Raw genomic sequence first — 25,633 nt, 5'->3', positions numbered from 1 at the left:
TTTCTTCTTATAATCGATCTTGAATCATTACTTCTATCATAGCTCAAAAACAGTATAAACGATAAACAACCGCCTTTTCTCTTGAACATGCTATCCAAGAAAAGGCGGTTGTTTTATATCCCTTTGTTACCTTATAGTTGTTCTCCGTTACTTTCTATCACCTGTTGATACCAATAGTAACTTTTTTTCGGAATACGACGCATATCTTTTTCACTATCTTCATCACGATTGATATAAACAAAGCCATAACGTTTCTGATAACCATTCAACCAGCTTAACAAATCGGTAAATGACCAGCTACAATAGCCGATCAGATCCACGCCGTCAGCAATGGCTTCACGACATTGTTCTAGATGAGAACGCAAATAATCAATCCGATAATCATCTTGAATACTTCCATCTGCTTCTAACTTATCAAATTCACCTAATCCATTTTCGGTAATAAAGACAGGCAGTCCATAACGGCTCGTAATACGACGTAATCCTATCCGCAAGCCGATTGGATCAATAGCCCAGTCCCAGTTAGACGTTTCTAAATGAGTATTAGGCGTTGTTTTGTATAGACCTGGTCTTCCTGTATCTTCATTGCTTCCTTTTTGTCCGGTGGTATTCATTTTGCCTTCAGCTACCCCATCTATCGGATTAAATTCATACGTAATCGTCTGATAATAATTAACACCGACAAAATCAGGAATCCCTTTAGTCAATAATTCAATATCGCCTTCTTCAAAAGTTGGTGCCAGACCATGCTCTTCCAGATAACGAAGAGCTACCTGTGGATAATGACCGAGACAATACGTATCCAACCACCAGTTATTTTGAAATTCTTCTGCATTCTCATACGCCAGCATATCACGAGGCTGACTGCTAGCTGGATACGAAGGAGAATAGGCAAAGCTAGGTCCTATTTTACCGTTTGGTACATATTTACGGAATGATTCAATCGCTTTGGCGTTTGCTAGAAAAGCAATATGATTCGCTTCGTAAAAACGTTTGCGATCATGTACACCTGGTGGATGCATGGCTGTAATAAACGCATGGTTAGAATTATAATTTTGCTCATTAAGCGATACCCAGTACTTCACTCGATCTCCATAACGTTTATACAATGTAATACAATATTGATTGAAATCTTCAATCATTTCTCTAGATTCCCAAGCACCGTATTCATCTGCTAGTGCTTGTGGAGCATCCCAATGATATAACGTTAATACCGGTTCAATCTGGTTCGCTAGCAATTCATCGATTAATTGATCGTAAAAAACCAAACCTGCTTCATTCACTTCACCTTTACCCTGCGGATAAATACGTGGCCAACTAATCGAAAAACGGTATGCTTTAAGACCTTGCTTTGCCATCAGAGCAATATCTTCTTTGTAGCGGTGATAATGATCTACAGCTACATCTCCATTGGTTCCTTTGAACGTTTTGCCCGGAATTTTGGTAAAAGAATCCCACATCGAAGGTCCTTTACCATCTTCGTTCCAAGCACCTTCTACTTGATATGCTGCGGAAGCTGATCCCCATAGAAAATCAGCTGGGAATGCTTTTTTGTGTTCATGATGCATTTGTACTCCTCCTTCAAGCGAATTGATGCTTTTATGATAAAGTATGAAATGCATTTCAGATCAAGCACTGTTTATAATAAAGGTTCAGCTATCTTCACTTGATTCCGTCCAGCCGACTTGGCTATATATAATGCTCGATCTGCTTGTTCAAACATGTTTTCAGGCTTATCTTGCGGATAACAACTAACACCTATCGATATCGTAATACGAATGATCTGTCCATCCTCTAATAGAAAAGGGTGATCTTCGATCTTTTTACGAATCGATTCTGCTATATTTAACGTTTTTTCTATTCCACAGTCATTCAAAATAGCTGCAAATTCTTCTCCACCTTTGCGAGCACAATGATCACTCGAACGCATGGTGTCTTTCAACAACTGAGCAACTTGAATTAGTACAGTATCTCCATCTAAATGTCCATACGTATCATTAACATGCTTAAAGTGGTCAATATCCAAAATAAGTAGACCAAAAGGTTGTGGATAATGCACTAGATTGATCGTTTTTTGTTCAAACATTTTTTCAAATGCTCTTGGATTATGAAGCCCTGTCAAAAAATCGAGATTGGCTGCTTCACTCATTAATACCAATACATCATCGGTACGTTTCATATAACGAAGTAAATAATAAACAAACAATACTCCGGGAATATAAAAAGTTGCAAATAATGCAATAATCAAAAACGATTTTTCTCCAAGCACAGAAATAACAGATAATGCGTATACCGCTAAAATGCCTACCATCATACGTATCCAGTAAGATAACTTTAGCTCTTTTCCTTTTTTCATAAACAATCCTGTAATCAAAAATGTAAATATCGCATTAAAAAATCCGATAAATGAACTAAAATTGATCGGGTCTATCAAAAACAGTCGATATACGCCAATAATTACAGCGGTCAGCAAACTGCTTAATGCTCCACCAAAATAAAAAGATAATATAATAGCCACCTGACGAAGATCCAGTACAATCATAGGTGACAAATGGAATGAAAAATATTTGGTTAATGTAATACCAATGATTCCAGCAAATACACCGGATAGTAATTTGATATAAAATGACTGAATATCGATTCTTTTACTCAGCCATTTTAAAATTAAATTACCAAAAAAGAGTGTAGTCGTCAGAAAGGTAAGGTTGTTTAGAAGCGATTGAACAATAGTCAGCATCTCAAAATCCTCATCTGTGAATTTGTAAAACAGTACATATTTGGTATATCAAAAAAAAGCTCCCTATATTGGGAGCTTCTATTAAATCATATCATATTATTTAATGGCTACAAAGAACAATCTAGCTGCATCTTCGCCAGCTTCTACCCATTCAAAATCAGCATAACAATGCACATCTCGAAAACCGGCTTTGATTAATTCTGTTATCAACCATTCTGGATCATACGAACGCTGAACATGGGTTTCTTCAAAACGCTCATATAACGCATTACGCTCTTCCCCTGTGCGGGCAAAGATCGTTAAATGATGTTCGATCTCGGTACGAACTTGATCATATTCACATGTCCATAAATACGAAACAGCACGCTCATCTAACATAAACGGTTGCTCTTCATCATAACGGCGTAGGGTTTGTGGATGATGCACATCAAATACAAACGTACCACCTGACTTGAGTCCTTTATACGTCGATTGGAATGTATCTACGATATATTCAGGTTCTGTTAAATAATTCAGACAATCGCAAAATGAAATCACACTATCCACCGGTTCAGGCAACATCCAATGCGTCATATTTTGACATACCCAGTTTACACTACCATTTTGAAAAAGACGGTGTCCTTGCGGAGTCGATTCTAGCTTGTCTTTCGCAACAGATAACATATCTGATGACAGATCGATTCCTGTTACTTGAAAGCCTGCATTGACAAGCGGAATCGTAATACTACCAGTTCCACAGCCAAGTTCTGCCACCGTACGAGGCATACCATATTTGTCCCAGACTTCACGTACAAAGCGTAGCCAGTCCGGGTAAGGCATATCTGCCATTAATTCATCATATACATAAGCAAACTTCCGGTACGACAATACGCTAACCGTCCTTCCGTACATCTGCAATATCGATTACAGAATGATCAATTCACACTACAAAGTCGCTAGTACTTAGGATTGCTTTTCTTCCTCAGATGAAGTCGATTGTGCAGAATCTGCTGGCTTCACTAGCATTGTCCAGTTTTCTTTCTGCTCTACAATACCTTCACGCATCAATTTACCAAGGGCACGTTTGAAAGCAGACTTACTAATGCCAAAACGTTGTTTGATAATATCAGGTGTTGTTGTATCCGAATAAGGCATTGCTCCATCAGGACGTTCATGTAAGAAAGCAAGTAAGCGCTCTGCATCTTGATCACGACCTACTTCTTTACGAGGAATCATAGATAGATTCACACGTCCATCTTCACGAACTTGTGTTACACGTACGTTGACTTTTTCACCGAGGCGAAGCATCCGACTGCGCTCGCTTTGATGAATCATACCCAATGCACCAAATCCAAGTACGCCACCTTCAACAATCACAAATGTTCCCATCTGCAACGGACGATAGACTTGTGCATCTAACCAGAGGTTCACCCAGGATTCAGGAGCGTGAAAAGTATGCTCCATAAATTCAAGCTCACCTGCTAATTTGGCACGTAGACGACCTTGACGATCATGCTCCATCATCACATACACTTCATCGCCTACTTGCGGACGAAGTTCTTTGAGTTCAGGCATCTCGCTCAGTGGCAATAACAATTGACGACCTAGTCCCATTTCAAGAAAAGCACCAAGACGTGGATGTAGATCTGCTACTGTTAGCTTCGCCATTCCACCTAGTGTCAAAAATGGTTTTTTCATCGTTGCTGCCAAACGATCTTCGGTATCATGGAAAATAAAGACTTCGATATGATCGCCTATTTTAATTTTTTTGGTGATTTCACTGTAATGAAGCAATACATCGTTTTCTCCATCGGATAGAAAAAAACCATACGGCGATACTTCACGCACCAATTCAAGCGTTAATACTGTACCGGATTCAAAACTCATACGTTCTCCATCACTTTAGCATCTGACCACAGACGCTCGATGTTATAGTATTCACGCTCATCACGATGGAAAATGTGAACGACTACATCGCCAAGATCCATCAGTACCCAACGAGCTGCATTTACACCTTCCATACCACGAATCTCTGCTTTAGCATCATGCATTACTTTACGGATTTCACTTGCAATCGCTTGTACTTGTGTATCCGAGTTACCATGACAGATTACAAAATAATCAGCAATCATCGATACACCACGTAGATCTAGTGCTACCAGATTGCTTGCTTTTTTACTTTCGGCTGCTTCTACAGCAAGTTGCAATAATTGTTCAGGATTCAATTTCATTAAAGTTCCCCCTCGAGTTGTAGCTGTTTGACCAAATCGTTGCGAGATAAAACTGTTAACGGAAAAATGATCTGACGTTTGGCAACCAATAACTGAATTGTTGAATCAAACCCAGCCACCAATCCAGCTTCAAGACTATGCTCGGCTAGACTACGGATATGATCGACTCCTGGAAAATCACGTCCAGGCTCTATATAATCAGCCAAACAAATCACTTTTTCCAATACAGTCATACCGACACGTCCAGACGTATGATAACGAATCGCATTCAATATTTCTTCATCGTCTACACCGTATTCTGTCTGCGCCGTATATGCTCCCACTTCAGCATGCCATAACGGCTTGTCATACAATAATAATTCATCATTTAACGCTTGTTCGCGTAATACTTGTTCTTGACGTTCAGTGCTCCAATATTTCGCTACATCATGCAAAATTGCAGCAATCTCTGCTTTGACCGGATCGGCGCCATATCGTTTGGCAAGTACAATCGCTGATTGCATCACGCCTTCAGTATGTTTCCAGCGTTTTTGTGGCATTTGAGCGGATACTGATGCCTTCAACTCATCGCGTGTCAGGTTCATAGATACCGCTCCTTTGTATATATTCATTCACTAGATCATGTACCATATAACGAACAGATTGTCCTGCTGCTAGACGTTGACGGATATCTGTAGATGAAATATCCACTTGTGGCATATTCACCAGAACTACTTTTTCCTGCAAATAATCCGGTAAATCTTCTTTACGAATGACCGAGCCTGGACGACCTACACCGATAAAAGTAAGCACCTGTGCTAGTTCTTCAATGCCATGCCATTGTGTTAAAAAGTTCACCATATCTGCACCAATAATAAAAAAGAATTCATGCTCTGTATACCTTGCTCGTAATTCGCGGATCGTATCAATCGTATATGATACACCCCCACGTACAAGCTCTATATCCAATGTACGAAAAGCAGGATTCGTTCCTACTGCAAGCTCCACCATCTGAAGACGTTCGTCTCCTCCAGCTCCCGCTTCGTGCTTATGCGGCGGAATATGTGACGGCATAAACCAGACTTCATCCAATGTACAACCTTGAAGTGCTGCTTCTGCTGCTAACATATGACCGATATGCACAGGATCGAATGTTCCACCCATAATACCGACTTTCATGAATACACCACCGAATACGATTTTATAATAACAATAAGATCAATTACGCTTTTGGTAATTCAATTTGTTTGTGATCTTTGGATTCTTTGTACAAAATAATTGTACGTCCAATCACTTGAACCAACTCGGATTTAGTGCTTTTTGCTAATTCTTCAGCCAAATCTTTTGGTTCTTCCAGACAGTTATTCAATACTGAAATTTTCATCAATTCACGTGTTTCAATCGCATCCAGTACATGACGAACAATACCGTCATTCATACCGCCTTTACCGATTTGAAAAATCGCATCCAAATGATGAGCTTGTGAACGCAAAAAGCGTTTTTGTTTTCCTGTTAACATATATTTCTCCTTCAATACCTATTCTTTTTGATGATTCATCGCTTCTAGTAAAGCACTACGCATCACAGATACAGGTGCAGATTGTCCTGTCCAATATTCATAAGCGTATGCTCCTTGATACACAAACATACCTAATCCACCAACTACTGTACAACCACGACTTTTAGCTTCACGCAAAAAACGCGTTTCTAACGGATTATAGATCAGATCGCTAACGACAATTCCTTCTGGAATTTGACTCTGTTCTAGCGGTGTCTCCTCATTATTCGGTGACATCCCGATCGAGGTTGTATTAATAAGTATATCGGTCTGCGGAAGAACTTTATCGAGTGTATCGTAGCTACCACTTTGTACTTGTAATGTGTCATGACTGAACTCTGTTGCTAGTTGTTCAGCTTTGTCTACTGTACGATTAATGATCGTTACACTTGCAGGTTCTTCACGCAACAAAGCATATACCACTCCACGCGCAGCACCACCTGCGCCTAGAATAGTAATATGTTTACCCGATAACTCACTATTTAATTCTTCTTTGAGAGAACGCACATAACCGATACCATCAGTGTTATATCCTTTTAATTTGCCATCTTTGATCACCACTGTATTAACAGCTCCACAGCAAATCGCTGATTCATCCAATTCATCCATCAACTTCATCATTTCGACTTTATGAGGAATCGTGACATTGAATCCGCTAAATCCTAACGCTTTGGTACCGGCTACTGCTTCACCTAGTTGCTCTGGCTTCACATGTAAAGGAACATACATCCCCGGAATCCCTGATGCTTCCAACGCAATATTATGCATAGCTGGTGATTTGGAATGCCCGATAGGATCTCCCATAACGCCCAACAAAAGCGTATGATGAGATAAATTTGTTTTCCGGTCTGTCATTGTATAGTTCCTCCTGTGAATTAAGATAGACTTACATTAGATCAATGATGGACGCATCATGACTTTGACACCTTTAGGCAAATGAATAGCAGCCAATGCGCCTGTACTACCATTAACTTTGATCCAACCCAATCCTGAAATAAATAGATCGCACTGTGAACCACGAGGAATACGGAATTCATGACGTGTCCATTCTGGCAAATCTGCTAAATGTTCTTTGGTTGGAGGTGCCAGCATCACGCCTGCATGATCTGCAAACAAGTCATCTGCACGTTCCAATTTGGTACGATGAATTTTGAGATTATTATTAATAAAGCAAGTAAATGATTGACGACCACCTTCGAGGTAATCAAATCGTGCCATCGCTCCAAAAAATAGCGTCTGACCTTCATTTAATTGGTATACCATCGGCTTCAGCGGTTTGTCCGGCATAATCGCAGCCAAATCCTGCTTCGTTACAAGTTCAGTATAACGAGATTCATACACGATACCCGGTGTATCAATAATAAAATGTCCATCATCTAATGGAATATTAACAGTGTCTAAAGTTGTACCTGGATAACGAGAAGTGGTTAGTTCTTCTTCCAGATCACTATAATCCGAAATAAGGCGGTTGATCAGTGTAGATTTCCCTACATTGGTCGCACCAACTACATACACATCACGATTGCCACGCATCTCACCTACCACTTCAAGAATACGTTCAAATCCAGTATTTTGTTTGGCACTACAAAGAATGATTTCTTCGGTTTTGAGCCCGATTTCTTTCGCTTCTTTTTGTACCCAGTTACGTAATTTGTTCCAATTAGTGACTTTCGGCAACAAATCGATTTTGTTCACAGCCAGAATTACAGGATTATTCCCTACAAAACGTTGCAATCCTGAAATCACGCTACCCTGAAAATCGAACAAGTCGACAATATGGATTACCAGTGCATCTTTTGTGCCCACTTCACTGAGCAATCGCAAGAATTCGCTCTGATCTACCGTTACTGTCGACGATTCATTATAATTGCGGATACGGAAACAGCGCTGGCATACTAGAGGTGTTCTTTCTAGTGCTTGTGCTGGTAAATATCCTGGTAATTCAGGCGCATCCATCTGTAGGGCAATACCGCATCCACTACATTTCGCGCCAGCGGTAAGACCGCTTTGTTCTGTCATTTATTGTTTTCCTCCTCGGACCACAGTCCTTTTCTACGCAGTCGTTTTCTGGCAAACCGCTCGACCTTACGGTTAACTTTGGTTCTCCAACCTTCATCATTAGCAGCGATAGGCAATACTAGAATCGTAAATAAACCTAGTCTGTTTCCACCATATACATCTGTTAACAATTGGTCACCGATAACAATAGTCTGTTCTTCGCTCCACTTCATCAGCGTCATTGCTTTACGAAATGGCGCATTAGACGGCTTGCGTGCCGCATGCACAAATTTGATATCCAGTGGTGTAGCAAATAAGGATACCCTGCTCATATTGTTATTCGAGACAATAATCAGCTCGAAGCCGTATTTTTTTACTTTAGCAAACCATTCAATCAATTCCGGTGTCGCATTTGGCGCTTTGGCACCAACGAGTGTGTTGTCTAAATCTGTAATGATTCCACGATAACCTTTGGCATACATTGCTTCTAGATCAATATCAAATACAGTATTCACGCGCAACTTGGGTACGAGCATCTCAAACAAGCTTTATTCACCTCGGTTTCATACGACAAACTATATCATAAGTGTAACCTATCTGACAAAAAGAAACGCCGCATCAGCGGCGTTTTTTTGTAGGATTTATCAATAGTTTGTTCAACGTTTTGAACAATCGTTCAGCCATCCACCATTATACTACTTTGTAGCCCTTTTGCGCCATCTTTTTCGCAAGTTTTGCAGATGATGTTGCATAGTGACCCACTCGTCCTCTGTAATCTGATCTGGACTGTATTTCGCTTTTTCAAACAATTCAAGTAAAGGTGTTAATTGCACTGCCAAATCAGGGCGTACCTCTTCCCACCTGCTTACAGATTCACGTAACGTTTCATAAGAACGACGATCCATACCATGCCGTTTCATCCATGCTAACCAGCGTTTGGATTCAGCCATGATTTTTTGCTGTGGTGTCAAAGCTTCACCTTGACGCATACGCATCAGCATAAAGCTTAATTCACGACGATAACGAATCAACATTACGATCGCCCAAGCAGCAATCACACCACTTGCTATCCAGATGACAGAAGTCGGTACAGCAGGTTCATTATCTTGTACAGGCGTTGCTGTTTCCTCTTCTTCTGGTGTCTGTTCTTCTTCCTCTGGTTCAGGTGTTGGTGTATCATCCGACGGAGTCTGTACCGTTTCTGTTACCATCGGCATATCAAATCCTGGTGTTGCTTCAATCGGTACCCATCCATAATCAGCAAAATAAATTTCTGCCCATGAATGTGCATCCGCATTGGTTACTGTATATTCTGTTGCGCCATCCGGGAAATAATCGCTGGTTACATAACCAGAAGCTTGTCCGGGAGCATACCCTTTAACCCAGCGAGCAGGAATATCTAATGAACGTGCCATCATAACCATCGCTGTAGAATAATAATCACAATATCCTTCTTTGACTTCAAATAAAAAGCTGTCTACAAAATCACGACTTTTTTTCTTTGATAAATCAGGATTGTTGGTATAAGCAAAATTGTTTTGCAAATACTGTTGTAATAATTCTACTTTCTTATAAGGTGTATCTCCTGAAGCTGTCACTTCGCGGGCTAAATTACGCACACGATCTGGCAATTCAGAAGGCACTTGAAGATACTGGTCTAACGATTTGTCGGCATACAATTGATTAAATGTTTTCTTTTCCAATTCTTTGACAGGTATAATCGGCACTCTGGAAACGAGTGAATACGATTCTGGAAATTTACGATTCTGACGGGTAGGGCTCCAGTGAATTTCACCAGGGTTACTACGCCAATCCAATTGAGATGTATCTGAACCACCGTCGACATCTGTAACTCTTCCGATCGTATAAGCACCGAATAGGACAGGATACGTTACATTATCTTCAGACAACATTTTGACCTGTTGCTTCACAGTTTTCTTTTCAACATCTGAAGATTCATCCAGTGGAAGCTCGCTACCTGCTTCTACCGATTGCAATTCACTCCATCCATTGCTAGAACGATCTATCCAACCTTCTCCTGAATAGACTGTACGTGTTTCTCCGCGCCAATAACTACGGCTAGTAGTGCTGACTGTCATTACAGGCGTATAGTCAAAATTAAATCCGCCACCTAGATTGGAGTCTTCTCGACTATATCCTGAAGATGCTCCTTGTCCATTTAACGGGTTAGAGCCGTTGATTGTAATTACTGCTTCCCCGCGCCAATTTTTCCATGCAGTGTACGGATCTTTCAGTGTAGGTTGAACTTCCGGTACATTGACCCCTACCAGTAAAATAATCGAAAAAATCACTGCAATATTAAAAATGATTTTGAGTGGATATCGGCGTAGATGTTTCCACCCTTTAGGAAATCGTTGCTGAAAATAACGAAAATGATTACTCACCAACCAACCCATGCCTGCAAAAACAACCCATGCTACTTCTTCCCACATCATAGACGTAGTAAAAGAATCTAAAATAGCCAAAGCTGCAATATTCGTACCAACAAACATAATAATCGCTCGGCGTGATGAACCAATTCGTGCTGAGACTTCTATCAATACCCATGCTGATAAAACAAACCATAGATAAGGCGATAATGTCTCTACAAATGTCTCTAGATTATCTGTTAACGAACCTTCTTGCCAGCTATAAAAGCCGTAATGATTTAGCACATAATAGACTGTGCCTAATACTGCAACCAATTTGATAATGAGGCGATATATGATTTTGAGCGGGATTAAAATATCGATAATCGCTACCACAGCCATTGTTGCTAACACCAGCGGAGTCGTTTCTTGATACCAGACTCCATCTGCATAATTAATCCATTGTAAAGCAATAATAAAAACCCATAATAAAGATAATGAATAGTACCAAGAGCGACTTATACCATTCCACCATTTTTTCAAATCGCTCCCCCTCCCAACGTAGCTGGCAATTGCTCTAATGAAGAAATAGGATAACAGGATACACCGCGTGCATGAGCAGACTGTGACCAGTTTATCACTGCTTCTTTATTTTTTTCGATCGAAGGATGAATTAAAAATTGAAGTGGTGTCATCTGACGCATACGAGCAAATTGAAAAATCTCCCACACTTTTTCATCCATTAAAGGCGTAATCAGAATAAATAAAGTGCCTGCCGGAAACATACGCGCATGGTCTTCCAGTTGATCTAACAAACGACCTTTGCCATCTGCTACGACATCCACCAGATGCAGACGCATTCTTTGACGTTCCCCTATATGATCTGATGGCAAAAAGACACCTTTGTTCTGTCCGGTCGTAAATAACCCCATTCCCATTCGTTCCCGCACTCCATAATCAAGCATTGATGCTGTTGTCGATACCGCTAATTCAAAAGCAGCATCCGATTCATAATGATCAGCTATCGCATCAAGCACTAATACTGTTTTGGGCAACGATTCATGTTCAAATTCTTTAGATTTCCAATTGCCTGTACGAGCGGTTGCAGACCAGTGAATACGAGAAATTCGATCTCCATACACATAATCACGCACACCGTTGATCTGGTTCGTTTCCGGTCGTGACATTAATTGCGACGTTTGCTGTCCACCAAGTCTAGAATAACGTGACCCCATTTGCCAGTTCGGAATAAAAGCGATACGTGGCAACACCAGAAATTCACCTGGCGCTGTGAATTGCCCTTTATTTTCAATCAAGCCAAAAATATCTTCACTGATACATTCTGTACCGTAAAAGCGATAACGTCCTCGCTCTAGTGGAGGAGTCTGGAATAACAGTTCTCCTTTGCCGCGCATACTAGGAATCAGACTTTCTTCAAAAGACCATGATTCTCCATTATGACGTTTGAGCGTTTCGCGGATAATAACATATGGTAATGGTAAAAATCCCGGAATCGTCACATCCAGACGCACCTGCACTTGATCACCAGCAAGAATCATTTCTCCCTGATCCCCTGCGGTCGACAAATGACGCTGGCCATGTGCGCGTCCTACTCCTCGAAAGCCACCACCTATTAAATAGAGCGATAATAAAGAAACCATCGCAAATAACATGACTGATGTTTTGCCACCTTGAAAAAGCACATAAAACAAACATCCAATCCATACCATAAACACCAACCATAATTTAGATGGTTGGCGTTTCCACTGCAAATTCAGACGCAAGTATGAAAATAAGGCTCTCATACTTATTGTCCCATAGATACAGGAGCATGAACTTGCTCCAAAATCTGCGCTACAATTCGTTCAGAACTCATACGTTCCATACGAGCTTCTGGACGTGGAAGGATACGATGTGGAATCACATAAGGGGCTAACTTTTTGACATCATCAGGCAGTACATAATCACGATTCTGTATAAAAGCATAGGCCTTAACAGCCATCATAAAGGACAGTGTTGCACGTGGACTTGCACCAAGTAAGACCGACGCATGTTCGCGCGTATGACGGATCACACTAACCAGATAGTCGCTAACCGATTCATCTAAATGAATATTACGAATCTCCTGCTGAATATCAGCGATATGTTGCATATCTGTGACCGGTTCTAAGCGATCTACAGGTTGTCCGGCAGCACCATGACGAAGTAAATTACGCTCTGTCTGCTCATCAGGATAACCCAGTGTAATTTTCATCATAAAACGGTCTAATTGAGCTTCAGGCAACATATACGTTCCTTCAAAATCAATCGGATTCTGTGTCGCACATAACATAAATGGATGTGGCAATGGATGCGTCTCTCCATCTACTGTCACACTACGTTCTTCCATAACTTCTAATAAAGCTGATTGTGTTTTGGTTGTTGCACGATTAATCTCATCGGCAAGCAAAATATTAGTCATAACCGGCCCTGGACGGAAATAAAACTGCTCATCCCGGGGATGAAAAATAGAAACACCTGTGATATCACTTGGTAAAATATCTGGATTACACTGAATACGGCGATATTGTCCACTCATCGATTTAGCCAGTGCTTTGATCATTTGCGTTTTACCGGTTCCTGGAACATCTTCAATTAGAACATGTCCTCCAGCAAGCAAAGCGGTAAGTAACAGCTCAATTTCAAATGATTTGCCTAATATACATGATTCTAGATTGGATCTTACAGCCGCGATGACTTGCATCGATTCTTTGCGTGCCGACATATATATAAAACCTCCTGCTTCTGGTTCATATTGTTATATTATGATGTAATGACGCTACCTTTGTAAAAAATGCGTATATAATTATATTGTACATGAACGATAAGTCAGAGTCACTTTAATGGCTGATTACAATTTGAAGTCAGGGCAAATAATTGGACATTTTTCGACATGAAGTTCATACTATAACAAAGAATAACACTGTTAAGGAGTGACCTACGTCAATGGATCAACAGACGCTTCAGATGTTTAAACAATTAACCGAATTCCCCGCAGTATCGGGGTTTGAAAGAGAACTTCGGCATTGGGTCAAAGAAAAAATGGAACCTTATACCGATGAATTTGTACAAGATCGACTCGGTAGCTTATTTGGTGTTATTCGTGGTGATGAACATGGACCGAAAATGATGGTCGCAGGTCACTTTGATGAAGTTGGATTTATGACAACTGGCATCACTGAGCAAGGGCTGATTCGTTTTCAACCTTTAGGTGGATGGTTCAGTCAGGTTGTACTTGCCCAGCGTCTGCATATTATTACTGATAACGGCCCTATTGTTGGCGTTGTAGGTTCTACTCCTACTCATTTACTCAGTCCAGAACAACGCAACAAACCGGTAGATATCAAATCCATGTATATTGATATTGGTGCAGATGATCGTGCAGAAGCGGAACAGATGGGATTGCGTACCGGACTGCAAGTTGTGCCGATCTGTGAGTTCACACCAATGGCTAATCCCAAAAAAATCATGGCAAAAGCTTGGGATAATCGCTATGGAGTAGGTCTTGCTATCGAATTATTACAAGCGGTTCATGGTGAAAAGCTTGGTGGTACTTTGTATTCAGGAGCAACAGTGCAAGAAGAACTGGGGCTTCGTGGTGCACGTACAGCGGCTCAGTTGATTCAGCCTGACCTTTTCTTTGGACTGGATTGTAGTGCTGCTAATGATATGACAGGAGATCGTAATGCGTTTGGTCATTTAGGCAAAGGTGCATTATTACGTATTTATGATCCGACCATGTTTACGCATCGCGGAATGGTTGAATATATTCAAGATACAGCAAGTACCCATCAGATTCCAGTGCAGTATTTTATTTCTGCTGGTGGAACAGATGCCGGACAAGTCCATGTCAGTGGAACAGGCGTCCCTTCTACTATTATCGGTATTTGTGGACGGTATATCCATACTTCTTCTTCTATTATTCATACCGATGATTATGATGCTGCTAAAGAACTGCTGATCAAACTTGTTAAAAATATGGATGCTTCTACGTATCGTACGATTTTAGATCGCGCTTAATCGTTTATCTGATACGTAAGTATTCTTTCTATTCCTATCTTTTTACTTATTATATACGCCAAAAACCGGTTATCAGATCTCTTTATTAGAGAAAAGTAACCGGTTTTTTTATCGTCTATCGACTCATTTACACATTATTTATTCGACCAGAAAAGAAGCAATGTACCGACTTTTTCTTGGTTTAATCTACATTACTCGTCAATTACATTGGCTAAAATAAGACTATATCTATGCGCCGTTTAACCCTATCGGCACATGTAATTCGGTTGTATACCCTTTATAATAATGGACAAATTAGATAGATAAAAGGAGAGAACTAATGACTTTAAAGACTGTGCTCTATCAAAAATGGTCTAGACATCTGGTGTTGCTGACTGTATGTTTGATGCCTTTTGGTTCGTTTGTCTATTCTGTACCTGTAATCGCAGAAGAAAATGCTTCTCCTTCTGCATCTAACAGCGTATCCACTCTATCCGATGTACCTACGGTCACTCAAAATGTATATGTTTCTCCTAAAGGAAGCGACTATTTGGGTGCAGGAACTTTCCAAGCTCCTTATCGCACTTTGCCCAAAGTACGCTCTGTATTACGGGATACGTATGCTGAAAGACCTGAAGGCGGTACAACCGTCTGGTTACGAGAAGGCGAATATGAACTGTCTTCCACCTTAGAACTTAATGAATTAGATTCAGGTACTGCCGATCGTCCGGTAACGTATCGTAATTATCCGAATGAACAAGCAGTGATTACCACTGCCAGAACGATTGATCCGACTCTCTGGCAACCGCTTAACCCGGAAGCAGCAGCCCGCGTGAATCCTGCTGTATATGCTGATCAATTAATTGAATTAGATGTCCAATCGCTAGGGCTTAAAAACACTTCTGGCTTTCCTGGAGGAACCACATTTACCAAAGAATGGGGTATTGCCGATCTGATTGTAGATGGTGTGCGAGAACCGATCTCTCAATGGCCTAATCCTCAACAAAAAATAGGCAAAAATCGTGTAGGTTGGGTGACAATGAATGGTTCGGCTGATCCGCAGTCCTTTTATTATGGTGAAGGTGGACAGCCGAAAGATGGGATTACGACGGACGAAGTGAATGCCGATCAGACGGATCGCACTGCACGCTGGCAACGTTCAATAGAACAAGGTCATGATCTATATCTCAAAGGATTCTGGCGCACTGATTTCGATCCGGTCACTAGCAAAGTCGAAAGTATTGATAATACGCGTCATATTATTCGGTTAGTCGATATGCCAGAAGGCGGAATAGGTTCAAAATGGAGCAAAGAAGTGCCAATAGCTGATTCTACACCAGCGATATCGTCAACTGCTAGTTCAGTAAACTTCCCTGCCCCATCTCCTGTAACGATTCATAATGATACGTATGTTACACAAGATGTCTATGTAGCTCATGATGTCTATACTCAGCCAAGTGTTCCCGTCTCTCCTCCTACCGTCACTTCTGTTACGTATCAAGTATATCGAGTCGGTACAGGGACAGAAGAATGGCAAGCACTGAATTTGTTAGATGAGATTGATATGCCCGGCGAATGGGCTTTGGATTTTAAAGATCAGAAAATCTACTATTATCCTGATGGAGATATAAGCAAGCAGAATATTATTATTGCTGATCGTACCGGCCCTATTATCAAATTAACGAATACTTCCTATCTCAACTTTGTTGGACTTACAATTGAAGGTGGATTGAATAATGGGATTGAAATGCAGAATTCTCATCATATTTTATTAGATAACAATACGATTCGAAATATCGGTGGCGGTGGAATTCTTGATTACTATGGTCATCACAATATCATACAAAATAATACTATTTATGAAACAGGAAGTTTTGGGATCAGTATCGGGTATGCAGGTAATCGAGATACTTTGATTCCAGCACAGTCTGTGATTACTAACAATCATATTCACCATACCGGTACTCTTATTGCTCTGGAAGGATTGATTATTACACAGTCGATTGGGATGACGATTAGCCATAATCTGATACATGATGTGCCCAAGCATGGCATACGATATGTGTATAACAATGATCTTCTATTTGAATATAATGAGCTTCATCATATTTCATTGGAAGATGGTGATGCAGGAGCATTTTATACGGCTCAAGATTGGACTTCATATGGCAATGTATTGCGGTATAACTATGTGCATGATAGCCCGCGAGCAAATGGATTTTATGCAGATGATGGAGATAGCGGAGATACATTTACTAATAATATAGTCTCCGGTGTATCCAAAGCTTTTCTATTTGGCGGTGGTCACCATAACCGGGCAACAGGCAATGTGATTGTCAATGCAACATCAGGTATTCAGATCGATGATCGCGGCATTGCACGTAAATATACCGCAGATAGCACCCATGCCGAGCAATTAATAGCCAAGCAACCTTTAGCAGAGCCGTGGAAATCGTATGGTCGAGTGCTAGCAGATACGTATGGATACGATACAAATCTATGGAAAAATATACTGAATCCGAAATGGCATCCAGAATATCCGAACGGTACTCATTTCAAAGATAATGCAGTTGTTCAGTCAGGTGCTCTTGTTATTCCCAAAAAAGGAGCAGTCGTGATTCAGAACAATCCAAGAATCAGCAGTATGCAATCAGCCGGATTGAATCCTAATACTACAAATGGGATCTATACACAAAATCCAACTATTCTGGCGATCTTTCCAACGATTAACCAGATCTATCCTCAGATTGGATTGCAAAAAGACAATACTACTTCTGTAACAGCAACTTCTGATTGATAAGTGATATAGACTAGCTATATAAATAGACTCGCCAAAGCATCCAATATGTTCAGACGTTGATCTGAAGATATTGGATGCTTTTTTTACATCACAGCTCAATATATCGGAGAATATGCTTGCTTGCTGAATAGGAAGGACATACTAATATGATTTACTTTACATACAAATTTTTACAAATAATAATAAGAAATTAAGGCGGTTATCAGTTGTTGGAACATATATTATACTGAAAGTGGCTAAAGAAACCGCACATTTTCAACTTTCTCTTATTGAATCTCTTCTAATTCTTCTCACTCTTTATTCTACTATTCCATCCAATTATCAACGTTATCTGACCTATTTCACCCTCTTGTCCTTGAAGTACTTTCTAATACTGGTATAACGAAACGGTATATCAAGGATTGATCCAATACTGATATCATCTGATAACCCTACTCTTGTATCAACATATATCTACCGTTAGCCATCTTAGAGTACAACTATTTGTTAATCATTGATCTGATTGCAATAGCATCCAGGATATTAGGGGGAAAATATAATGACAACAACGACGAAATGGGTAGCATGGATTGTATCGCTCAGCCTTATTTTAACTCTTCTACCAATCGGAAAAACAAGTTATGCTGCAACAACTCCTATGCTAAGTAGCGGAAGTACTGTTGCAACTAATGTGAATGTATATGTCGACCCTACCGGAAATGATGTTACAGGTACAGGCACCAAATCAGCACCTTTCAAAACACTGTTTAAAGCAAGATCTATGATACGTGCATACAAAGGTAATTTACCTGCTGGCGGTGTGACAGTCTGGGTTAAAGGTGGAACATACAATTTAGCAACCACATTCGATCTCAATGCTCAAGACTCAGGTACATCTGATAAACCAGTTATTTATCGAACGTATCCTGGAGAGACGGTTACGTTAACTACAGGCAAAGGCATCGATCCAACCTCATGGCAACCACTAAGCGCAGATGCAGCAGCACGTGTAAATCCTTCTATTCAACCGAGTAAACTACGCGAGCTAGATGTAGCTTCGCTCAATATACAGAATATTGCCGGTTTTGCAGGAGGTACAACTTTTACAGAACAATGGGGTATTGTTGATCTGATCGTGGACGGTATTAGACAACCGATCTCTCAATGGCCTAATGAAAATCAAAATATAGCAGCCAATCGTGCAGGTTGGGTAACGATGAACGGTTCCGCAGATTCCAAATCTTTTTATTACGGTGAAGGTGGTACGCCAGAAAATGGCATCACAGACGATGAAGTCAATGCAGATGGCACTAACCGTATTCAACGCTGGAAATCTTCAATGGCTAAAGGACATGATCTTTATCTTAAAGGATTTTGGAGAACAGCCTGGAGCCCTGTGACTAGCAAAGTAGGCGCTATTTACCCTAACGATAATATTATTTCTCTATATGATATTCCAAGTGGCGGTATGGGCGATAAATTTAGCAAAACCGTCGTAACTAATACACTCAAAAGTTCAACAGTCAGTATGGATGTGTATCGTCCTAATCTGATGTCGACTGCTTCTGTACAAAACGATGTCTATACTCCAGCATTTTCGGTTCCAAGTACCAGTGCTACTACGTTCAATGTCACTTCCAATGTATATGGAGTATCGAACGATGATCCTTTTATTCCAGATACAAGTGTTAGCTATCGAGTAGGTACAGGTAAAGAAGAATGGAAAGCTATCAATTATTTAGACGAAATTGATGTTCCTGGCGAATGGGCACTTGATTTTAAAGATGGCAAAATTTATTACTATCCTACAGGTGATCTTACCAAGCAAATTATTACTTTATCTGATAACAAAGCATCCATTATCAAAATGAGTGATGCTTCATATATTCAATGGCTTGGATTTACAGTTGAAGGCGGTATGGGAAACGGAATCGAAATGCAGCGTTCACATCATATGAAAATTGCTGGCAACACAGTCTGTTATGTCACCGGTACAGGAATTGTTGATTACTATGGCAATAACAACCTGATCCAAAGTAATGATGTCTATGAAATTGGAGCAGCAGGGATCTCAATGGGGTACTCTGGAGATCGTACAAATCTAGTCGCAGGTAATTCTAGAATCACCAATAACCATATTTCAAATATCGGCACTTTGATTAGTCTTGAAGGTATCGTTATCCGCGAATCGGTCGGTATTAAGATTGATCATAACTTGATCCATGACACGCCCAAGGCGGCAGTTAAGTATACTTCAGATAACAACTTATTGTTTGAGTATAATGAAATCCACAATACGTCTTTAGTCGAAAGTGATTCAGGTGCTTTTTATACACCACAGGATTGGACTTCTTATGGAAATGTTCTGCGCTACAACTTTATTCATCATAACAAACGCTCTCATGGATTTTATTTTGATGATGGAGATAGCGGTGATGTGGTGAGCAAAAATATTATTCAACAATCTCAGATCGCTTTTATTATGGGCGGTGGACACGACAATCTGGCACAAAATAACCTGATTATCGCTTCCAAAGCCGCAGGGCAGATCGATGATCGCGGAGTTACACGCGGATATACTGCTACAAGTACGTATGCACAGAACTTGATAAGCAAAAACCCAACTTCTGGAGCATGGCTACAATACGGCAAAGATTTGAAAGCTACGTATGGTTATACGACCAATCTATGGGCAGATATTCTTAATCCTGACTGGCATCCTGAATATCCGAATGGTTCTTCGATTTCAGACAATGTATTTGTTCAGACCGGCGCAGTCACTACACCTAAAAAAGGAACATTTACTGTAGCAAACAATGTGATTCTAAATACTATCGCTGATGCTCAATTTTATAATGCCAACACTATGGATTATCGTACAAACAATCCAAGTATTCTTAGTAAATTTACAGATTTGAATACCATTTTCCCACAAATCGGATTAGCGCAAGATGATTACAGAATTCAAGTCGTATCTAGATCAGCTTCAGGCGGAATGAGCAATCACTAAAATGAATAGCTATTTCTAATATATTGTGAATTTTTTATGAATATAGTAGGTATTATCTTTTCTATTATGCTACTTGCGATTCATCTTTTAACCCTATTTCCGGGGATAATTGGTAACTAACCGTCTTAATTATCCCCTTTTTATCAAAAAAAGTCGATTTTTAACTTAAATTAACCAAATTTATCTATAACCATTACAAAATGGGCAAAAGTATCCGACAAAGTATCTAGTGAACCTAATTCGATAATAATAAAAGCAAATATCCACTTCTAATAGATCTGACCTACAGGTAAACCATATTATAGTATGAAGGGATGTTTTATAATGTTTAGAAAGACACCGTTAGCCATGTTAATGGTGATAACTACACTCGTTGTTAGTACTTTGTTATCGCCAAGCTCCGCTTTTGCAGATCGCACAGTTAATGGAAATGTGGTGACCTTGAGTAGTGGAGCCACTACGAATACAGGTCTTAATATCTATGTAGATGGTTCAGTAGCTGCTTCAGGATCTGGTACTAAAGATGCTCCATTCAAAACGATACTTGAAGCCAGAAATGCTATTCGTGCCAAAAAAGGCGTTTTACCAGTAGGAGGAATTACTGTATGGGTCAAGGGCGGCACATACAAATTCACTTCTACACTTGATCTGAATGCTTCCGATTCTGGAGCACCTGGTAAATCAATCGTCTACCGTACGTATCCTGGAGAGAAAGTTATTATTTCTAACGGTACATCTGTAGACCCTACACTCTGGAAACCTTTGAATAGTGAAGCACAAGCAAGAGTAAATCCAAAAATAAGTGCAAGCAAATTGGTTGAACTTGATGTGAAAGCAATGGGACTTACAAATATTAACAGCTTCCCTGGTGGCAATTCATTTTCCGATAAATGGGGCATTATTGATCTGATTGTTGATCATGAACGTCAACCGATCTCTCAATGGCCGAATCCAGGTGAAATGGCGGGTTCCAAGCGTGCAGGTTGGACAACAGCCAATGGTTCTGCTGATGCTAAATCTTTTTACTACGGTGAAAATGGGATCCCAACCGATGGTCAGACCGATGATGAATTGAATGCAGATGGCACGAATCGTTCTGAGCGTTGGGCAGCTTCAGTCAATGCAGGACATGATCTTTATCTTCAAGGCTTCTGGAGAACAGTCTGGAGCCCGGTAACAAGTAAAGTACAAAGTATTGATAATAGCGAAGGAAGTATTTCTTTACTGGATACACCTTCAGGTGGTATGGGTTCTAAATGGAGTAAAGATATTGCTAACTCTAATCCGGTCTACCGTACAGGAGATGGAACAGAAGAATGGCGTGCAGTGAACTATCTTGATGAAATTGATGTTCCTGGTGAATGGGCGCTTGATTTTAAAGATGGTAAAGTATACTACTATCCAGATGGCGATATCAAAACAAAAGATGTTGAGATCGCTGATAATGCTACCCCTATCATCAAAATGTATGCTACTTCTTATCTTCAATTACTAGGCTTTCAATTAGAAGACAGTATGAGTAACGGTATCGAAATGCAAAAAACAAATCATATTACTATAGCAGGAAATACGATTTTGAATGTAAGTGGTGGTGGAATCGTTGATTACTATGGCAGTTATAATTTGATTAAAAGTAATGATATTTATGATACAGGTGAATTTGGAATTAGCTTAGGTTATGCTGGAGATCGCACGACTACTTTTACCAAATCAAACACACGCGTAACAAATAACCATATTCATCATACTGGTCTACTCGCTCATCTTGCAGGTATTATCGTACGTGATTCTAACAATGTATGGATCGATCATAACCTGATTCATGATGTTCCCAAAGATGGTATCCGCTATGTGAACAGTACCAATTTGACGTTTGAATTTAATGAAATTCATAATGCAGCATTAGTAGAAAGTGATACAGGTGCTTTTTATACCGCTCAAGATTGGACTTCATATGGTAACGATCTTCGTTATAACTTTATTCATAACAATGTACGTGCTAACGGATTCTATGTCGATGGTGGCGATGCGGGAGATAACTTCTATAATAATATTATTCAAGGTTCTGATCGTGCGTTCCAATTTAACGGTCATCATAATATTGGACGTAACAATGTCGTGGTCGCTTCTTCCAAAGTACAGATCGAAAACCGTAGCGATGTGCTTACAACCGATGTAGTTGCTAATGCTATTATGACCAAAAGTTACGGTGTAGGTAGTAGCTTTGCAGATGGATTACGTGCCAAAAATCCTTCATCTGGTGCATGGGCAAGCTTTGCAAGTGAACTCAAAACACGTTATGGATATACTGATAATCTGTGGACTGATATCCTCAATGCTAACTGGCATCCAGAATACTCTAACGGTTCTAAATTGGTCGATAATGCTTTGGTTCAAGTGAATAGCATTATCAAACCGAAACTAGGCAATATTACGATTGAGAAAAACAATATTATTCCTAAAGTAGCCGATGCAAGCTTTTTCAATTACAGTCAAATGGATCTACGTACGAACAACAGACAAATTCTCGAAAAATTCCCGAACTTGAATAGCATCTTCCCTCAAATCGGATTGCAACAAGATATGTATCGTATTCGTGTAGTGACTCGTGCTGAGACAGGCGGATTCACCAATCATTAATCTGGATTCACTTTATAAATCATTAGCCGGGCTCTTATAGAGTCCGGTTTTTTGATGTCATGAAAAACCACTATCCCTTCTCTTCTATTTGGATCGATTGATTAGTTGTCAGACTGAACGGGTAAAAGCAATATGAATCCGAACGACACGAAGACGATACAGACTTATACAGGAGGAATTCATCATGTTAGGTAAAAAAACAATTTTTATTACAGGTGCTGGTAGTGGACTTGGTAAAGGTGCTGCTCTAGGACTTGCCAAAAAAGGACATAAAGTGATTGCTTCTGTTGAAATTATTCCTCAAGTTACAGAACTTAGAGAAGAAGCCAAAGCTCAAGGACTTGATATTGAAGTCATCAAATTAGATGTAAACAAACCACTTGACCGTATTCAATTGGAAAAATACGATTTTGATGTATATGTAGCTAATGCAGGTATTGGTGAAGGTGGCCCACTGGCTGAGATTCCAGTTGATAATATCCGCCAAATTTTTGATACAAATGTTTTTAATTCACTAGAAATGGTACAGATCGTAGCACGCCAATTTGTGGCTAAAAAGAAAGGTAAAATTATCTTTGTCAGCTCTATTGCTGGACTTAGTGTAACTCCTTATCTTGGTGCATACTGTGCGTCCAAACATGCTGTAGAAGCGATGGCGCAAGCGCTTAAAGAAGAATTGAAAGAGTTCGGTATTCAAGTTGCTACCATTAACCCTGGCCCATACAAAACAGGCTTCAACGATAATATGTTTGAGCAAAAAGAAAAATGGTACGATGAGAAAACGAACTTTACTAAACGTTCTGATTTGCTAAAAGGTGAAAAAATGCTAGCTCAACAATTCGATCCTCAAGATATGATCGACAAAATGGTAGAAGTCATCGATGCGAAGCACCACCCTTTCCGCAACGTGTATCCTCAGCCATCTGAAGAGCAAGTGAAAGAATACCAAGCTAAAATCTGGGAAGAAACGGTATAACTTTTACCGTACATTTGATCCGGTAAAATACTTTATCCAAAGCACACAGCGCAGGCATAATTACTGCCTCTACTGTGTGCTTTTGCATATCTGCCTGCTGTGTTATCCAGTAGCTAACCGATCACTAAAGTACTTTGAAGTACCTATCGCACTTCAAAGTGCGTACTTCTCAACTGTTGTATTATCCTGCAAGCTAATCATGTAACTTATTATGATTAAAGGAGTGCAACAGATGAATATAGTAACAGATCCTGCTCGTAAAGTAGCGCTGGTAGTAGGTGCGAATGGAGTTATTGGCAGTAATTTAATCAATCATTTATCTACATTACCGGATTGGGAGATTATTGGTTTATCTCGTCGTGGCGGTGTGTCTACAGAGCATATCACTTATGTATCGGTAGACCTTTTTCAGCGTGACGAAATAGATCAAGCTTTACAAGCATTTCCTAATATCACTCATATTTTTTATGCGGCTTATCAAGATCGTCCTACATGGGCAGAATTGGTAGAACCTAATCTGACGATGCTTACGCATATCGTAGAAAGTGTAGAAGCCTGTTCCCCTGCTCTTCAACATGTCAGTCTCATGCAAGGGTATAAAGTATATGGTGCTCATCTAGGCGCATTCAAAACACCTGCACGCGAAGCCGATGCACGTCCAATGCCACCTGAATTTAATATGGCTCAACAACATTATCTGATGAAGCAACAGCAAGGTAAAAGCTGGACATGGTCTGCGCTTCGTCCTTCTGTAGTATGTGGATTTGCTGTAGGTAATCCTATGAATCTAGCGATGGTGATTGCGATCTATGCTACTATTTCCAAAGAACTTCGATTGCCTTTGCGGTTCCCGGGTAAGCGTGGAGCGTATCATAGTATTCTTGAAATGACAGACGCCGGATTGCTTGCCAAAGCTACAGTCTGGGCAGCGACTACCCCTGCTTGTGCGAATCAGGCTTTTAATATTAACAATGGCGATCTGTTCCGTTGGGAAGAGTTATGGCCTACTATTGCTACGTATTTCGATATAGAGACAGCTCCGCCCTTATCTATGAATCTAGAAACGATGATGAAAGACAAAGAAAAATTATGGGATACGATTGTTGCCAAATATGAATTAACTGCTTATACGTATGCAGAGGTATCTTCATGGGCTTTTGGCGATTTTGTATTTTCGTGGGATTATGACTTTTTTGCTGACGGAAGCAAAGCTCGCCGGTTAGGATTTCATGAATACGTGGATACAGAAAAGATGTTTATCGATATTTTTGATGATTTTCGCAAGCGTAAAATTATTGTCTGATCTTGTCGTGTACCACTTATAGAAATAATCGTATAT

At 40.1% G+C, this 25,633-nt stretch carries 20 protein-coding genes; 6 read left to right on the top strand and 14 right to left on the bottom strand.

Translation table 11 applies throughout. From position 1 onward, the window contains the following. Nucleotides 1-131: 131 nt before the first annotated feature. The 14 genes from ACFSGI_RS05630 to ACFSGI_RS05565 form a co-directional block, all read right to left on the bottom strand. Nucleotides 132-1,568: a glycoside hydrolase family 1 protein gene (locus ACFSGI_RS05630; RefSeq protein WP_204823201.1), complete on the bottom strand. Its 1,437-nt coding sequence runs from the start codon at nucleotides 1,566-1,568 to the stop codon at nucleotides 132-134. 71 nt (nucleotides 1,569-1,639) lie between these two features. After that, nucleotides 1,640-2,737, bottom strand: a complete 1,098-nt coding sequence (locus ACFSGI_RS05625; RefSeq protein WP_204823200.1) for a GGDEF domain-containing protein — start codon at nucleotides 2,735-2,737, stop codon at nucleotides 1,640-1,642. Between the two features lie 96 nt (nucleotides 2,738-2,833). Beyond that, the gene (locus tag ACFSGI_RS05620; protein WP_204823199.1) at nucleotides 2,834-3,628 is read right to left on the bottom strand and encodes a class I SAM-dependent DNA methyltransferase; all 795 of its coding nucleotides are present in this window, start codon (nucleotides 3,626-3,628) and stop codon (nucleotides 2,834-2,836) included. 51 nt (nucleotides 3,629-3,679) lie between these two features. Continuing rightward, entirely contained in the window at nucleotides 3,680-4,603 is a 924-nt protein-coding gene (locus ACFSGI_RS05615; RefSeq protein WP_204823198.1) for a CvfB family protein, read from the bottom strand. Then, entirely contained in the window at nucleotides 4,600-4,947 is a 348-nt protein-coding gene (gene rsfS, locus ACFSGI_RS05610) for a ribosome silencing factor (protein WP_069329867.1), read from the bottom strand. Before rsfS ends, ACFSGI_RS05615 begins: the two co-directional genes overlap by 4 nt. Then, nucleotides 4,947-5,531: a bis(5'-nucleosyl)-tetraphosphatase (symmetrical) YqeK gene (gene yqeK, locus ACFSGI_RS05605; protein ID WP_204823197.1), complete on the bottom strand. Its 585-nt coding sequence runs from the start codon at nucleotides 5,529-5,531 to the stop codon at nucleotides 4,947-4,949. The genes rsfS and yqeK overlap by 1 nt, the downstream gene beginning before the upstream one ends. Further along, nucleotides 5,512-6,105, bottom strand: coding sequence for a nicotinate-nucleotide adenylyltransferase (gene nadD, locus ACFSGI_RS05600; protein WP_204823196.1), 594 nt, complete (start codon nucleotides 6,103-6,105; stop codon nucleotides 5,512-5,514). The genes yqeK and nadD overlap by 20 nt, the downstream gene beginning before the upstream one ends. A 43-nt stretch (nucleotides 6,106-6,148) precedes the next feature. Further along, a complete protein-coding gene (gene yhbY / locus ACFSGI_RS05595) occupies nucleotides 6,149-6,445 on the bottom strand; it encodes a ribosome assembly RNA-binding protein YhbY (protein ID WP_069329869.1) in 297 nt (98 codons plus the stop codon). An 18-nt stretch (nucleotides 6,446-6,463) separates the two neighbouring features. After that, entirely contained in the window at nucleotides 6,464-7,339 is an 876-nt protein-coding gene (aroE, locus tag ACFSGI_RS05590; RefSeq protein WP_204823195.1) for a shikimate dehydrogenase, read from the bottom strand. Nucleotides 7,340-7,375: 36 nt separating this feature from the next. Then, the gene (gene yqeH, locus ACFSGI_RS05585) at nucleotides 7,376-8,503 is read right to left on the bottom strand and encodes a ribosome biogenesis GTPase YqeH (protein WP_204823194.1); all 1,128 of its coding nucleotides are present in this window, start codon (nucleotides 8,501-8,503) and stop codon (nucleotides 7,376-7,378) included. Next, on the bottom strand, nucleotides 8,500-9,027 hold the full coding sequence (locus ACFSGI_RS05580) for a YqeG family HAD IIIA-type phosphatase (protein WP_204823193.1): 528 nt from the start codon (nucleotides 9,025-9,027) through the stop codon (nucleotides 8,500-8,502). The genes yqeH and ACFSGI_RS05580 overlap by 4 nt, the downstream gene beginning before the upstream one ends. 150 nt (nucleotides 9,028-9,177) lie before the next feature. Continuing rightward, nucleotides 9,178-11,394: a DUF4129 domain-containing transglutaminase family protein gene (locus tag ACFSGI_RS05575; protein WP_204823192.1), complete on the bottom strand. Its 2,217-nt coding sequence runs from the start codon at nucleotides 11,392-11,394 to the stop codon at nucleotides 9,178-9,180. Then, complete coding sequence (locus ACFSGI_RS05570; RefSeq protein WP_204823191.1) at nucleotides 11,391-12,656, bottom strand: DUF58 domain-containing protein; 1,266 nt, start codon at nucleotides 12,654-12,656, stop codon at nucleotides 11,391-11,393. Before ACFSGI_RS05570 ends, ACFSGI_RS05575 begins: the two co-directional genes overlap by 4 nt. Nucleotides 12,657-12,658: 2 nt before the next feature. Next, nucleotides 12,659-13,615: an AAA family ATPase gene (locus ACFSGI_RS05565; RefSeq protein WP_204823190.1), complete on the bottom strand. Its 957-nt coding sequence runs from the start codon at nucleotides 13,613-13,615 to the stop codon at nucleotides 12,659-12,661. 221 nt (nucleotides 13,616-13,836) lie between these two features. Here ACFSGI_RS05565 and ACFSGI_RS05560 point away from each other — a divergent pair, with 221 nt between their 5' ends. The 6 genes from ACFSGI_RS05560 (at nucleotide 13,837) to ACFSGI_RS05535 (ending at nucleotide 25,597) form a co-directional block, all read left to right on the top strand. Further along, complete coding sequence (locus tag ACFSGI_RS05560) at nucleotides 13,837-14,910, top strand: M42 family metallopeptidase (protein WP_204823189.1); 1,074 nt, start codon at nucleotides 13,837-13,839, stop codon at nucleotides 14,908-14,910. 319 nt (nucleotides 14,911-15,229) lie between these two features. Further along, nucleotides 15,230-17,686, top strand: a complete 2,457-nt coding sequence (locus ACFSGI_RS05555; protein WP_204823188.1) for a right-handed parallel beta-helix repeat-containing protein — start codon at nucleotides 15,230-15,232, stop codon at nucleotides 17,684-17,686. A 541-nt stretch (nucleotides 17,687-18,227) separates the two neighbouring features. Then, nucleotides 18,228-20,678: a right-handed parallel beta-helix repeat-containing protein gene (locus ACFSGI_RS05550; RefSeq protein WP_204823187.1), complete on the top strand. Its 2,451-nt coding sequence runs from the start codon at nucleotides 18,228-18,230 to the stop codon at nucleotides 20,676-20,678. A 324-nt stretch (nucleotides 20,679-21,002) separates the two neighbouring features. Next, complete coding sequence (locus ACFSGI_RS05545) at nucleotides 21,003-23,318, top strand: right-handed parallel beta-helix repeat-containing protein (protein ID WP_204823186.1); 2,316 nt, start codon at nucleotides 21,003-21,005, stop codon at nucleotides 23,316-23,318. Between the two features lie 184 nt (nucleotides 23,319-23,502). Next, a complete protein-coding gene (locus ACFSGI_RS05540) occupies nucleotides 23,503-24,294 on the top strand; it encodes an SDR family oxidoreductase (protein ID WP_204823185.1) in 792 nt (263 codons plus the stop codon). A 232-nt stretch (nucleotides 24,295-24,526) separates the two neighbouring features. Then, nucleotides 24,527-25,597: an SDR family oxidoreductase gene (locus ACFSGI_RS05535; RefSeq protein WP_204823184.1), complete on the top strand. Its 1,071-nt coding sequence runs from the start codon at nucleotides 24,527-24,529 to the stop codon at nucleotides 25,595-25,597. Nucleotides 25,598-25,633: the final 36 nt, after the last annotated feature.

The organism is Paenibacillus nicotianae (assembly GCF_042681745.1).
Classification (GTDB): domain Bacteria; phylum Bacillota; class Bacilli; order Paenibacillales; family Paenibacillaceae; genus Saccharibacillus; species Saccharibacillus nicotianae.
The sequence above is the reverse complement of the archived record's forward strand: the minus strand, read 5'-3'. Positions and strand labels throughout refer to the sequence as shown.

Bases quoted from the DNA above. Each gene is read 5' to 3' on its own strand.
- ACFSGI_RS05630 (WP_204823201.1), bottom strand. From the start codon at position 1,568: ATGCATCATGAACACAAAAAAGCATTCCCAGCTGATTTTCTATGGGGA.
- ACFSGI_RS05625 (WP_204823200.1), bottom strand. From the start codon at position 2,737: ATGCTGACTATTGTTCAATCGCTTCTAAACAACCTTACCTTTCTGACG.
- ACFSGI_RS05620 (WP_204823199.1), bottom strand. From the start codon at position 3,628: ATGTACGGAAGGACGGTTAGCGTATTGTCGTACCGGAAGTTTGCTTAT.
- ACFSGI_RS05615 (WP_204823198.1), bottom strand. From the start codon at position 4,603: ATGAGTTTTGAATCCGGTACAGTATTAACGCTTGAATTGGTGCGTGAA.
- rsfS (WP_069329867.1), bottom strand. From the start codon at position 4,947: ATGAAATTGAATCCTGAACAATTATTGCAACTTGCTGTAGAAGCAGCC.
- yqeK (WP_204823197.1), bottom strand. From the start codon at position 5,531: ATGAACCTGACACGCGATGAGTTGAAGGCATCAGTATCCGCTCAAATG.
- nadD (WP_204823196.1), bottom strand. From the start codon at position 6,105: ATGAAAGTCGGTATTATGGGTGGAACATTCGATCCTGTGCATATCGGT.
- yhbY (WP_069329869.1), bottom strand. From the start codon at position 6,445: ATGTTAACAGGAAAACAAAAACGCTTTTTGCGTTCACAAGCTCATCAT.
- aroE (WP_204823195.1), bottom strand. From the start codon at position 7,339: ATGACAGACCGGAAAACAAATTTATCTCATCATACGCTTTTGTTGGGC.
- yqeH (WP_204823194.1), bottom strand. From the start codon at position 8,503: ATGACAGAACAAAGCGGTCTTACCGCTGGCGCGAAATGTAGTGGATGC.
- ACFSGI_RS05570 (WP_204823191.1), bottom strand. From the start codon at position 12,656: ATGAGAGCCTTATTTTCATACTTGCGTCTGAATTTGCAGTGGAAACGC.
- ACFSGI_RS05565 (WP_204823190.1), bottom strand. From the start codon at position 13,615: ATGTCGGCACGCAAAGAATCGATGCAAGTCATCGCGGCTGTAAGATCC.
- ACFSGI_RS05560 (WP_204823189.1), top strand. From the start codon at position 13,837: ATGGATCAACAGACGCTTCAGATGTTTAAACAATTAACCGAATTCCCC.
- ACFSGI_RS05555 (WP_204823188.1), top strand. From the start codon at position 15,230: ATGACTTTAAAGACTGTGCTCTATCAAAAATGGTCTAGACATCTGGTG.
- ACFSGI_RS05550 (WP_204823187.1), top strand. From the start codon at position 18,228: ATGACAACAACGACGAAATGGGTAGCATGGATTGTATCGCTCAGCCTT.
- ACFSGI_RS05545 (WP_204823186.1), top strand. From the start codon at position 21,003: ATGTTTAGAAAGACACCGTTAGCCATGTTAATGGTGATAACTACACTC.
- ACFSGI_RS05540 (WP_204823185.1), top strand. From the start codon at position 23,503: ATGTTAGGTAAAAAAACAATTTTTATTACAGGTGCTGGTAGTGGACTT.
- ACFSGI_RS05535 (WP_204823184.1), top strand. From the start codon at position 24,527: ATGAATATAGTAACAGATCCTGCTCGTAAAGTAGCGCTGGTAGTAGGT.